Consider the following 784-nt stretch of genomic DNA (forward strand, 5'->3'; position numbering starts at 1 on the left):
TGGAAATCAACGCCTTTTTTTCTTGAGCATAAGATTTTATCACCAGAACGAGTGTTGGAAAAAGTCTATAAAACAAGCCAGGAAACTTCCTGACGATCAATTTGTTTGCAAGTTAAAACCGTTTTTAAGGTCATTAACTTAGCCATGAGCCTCTCGCTTGACCCCAATATGGAACTTTTTCTATAAAACTCGTTCACTTTGAACATAATGATATAACCTTGTAAAAAGGCATAGCTGACCCCTCTGAAACGCTGAAGATATTGTTTAAGATTGCTATGCAGTAAATTGACTTTATCCAACGTGTAAGTGTCTACCTTTTTCTTTCCGCTTGGAATCTTATGCCATGTTACCTTCAATTCTTGAACGAGCCGATGATATGACCGCTGACTGTCTGTAACCAAGTCACAGCCTTCTTTAATTTTTCCTTGGAAAACATGAATTGAACTTGTTGCTTTGATCCGTCCTACATCGCTGGCTTGAATTACGGTTCTCCCCTGGGCATCAATTGCGCAGCATAAGTTTACCTTCTGCTTACTAATTCCTCGCTTTTTTTTTGAGCCTTCCAATTCTTCCTCTCCTTTTTCTATCCGTTCAACAAAAGTTTCGTCCAGACAGACAATTCCCTCTAATTGATCTCGGTTCATCAATGCATTTAAAGCATCGTTGACTTTGTGTCTCCAACGAAAAGCCGTATTTCGATGAATTTGAGCTACGCGAGCACACACATCTAGGCTTTCTCCACGAAGATAACATTCTAAAAACCGCTGCCATTGGTCATAATTTT

The 784-nt window shown here is 39.3% G+C and carries 1 protein-coding gene; it reads right to left on the bottom strand.

Features of this window, described 5'->3' with window-relative positions:
• Positions 1-65 precede the first annotated feature (65 nt).
• On the bottom strand, positions 66-784 hold a 719-nt coding region (locus HOLDEFILI_RS10955; protein ID WP_006059747.1), incomplete at its 5' end, for an IS1595 family transposase.

The organism is Holdemania filiformis DSM 12042 (assembly GCF_000157995.1).
Lineage (GTDB): Bacteria > Bacillota_I > Bacilli_A > Erysipelotrichales > Erysipelotrichaceae > Holdemania > Holdemania filiformis.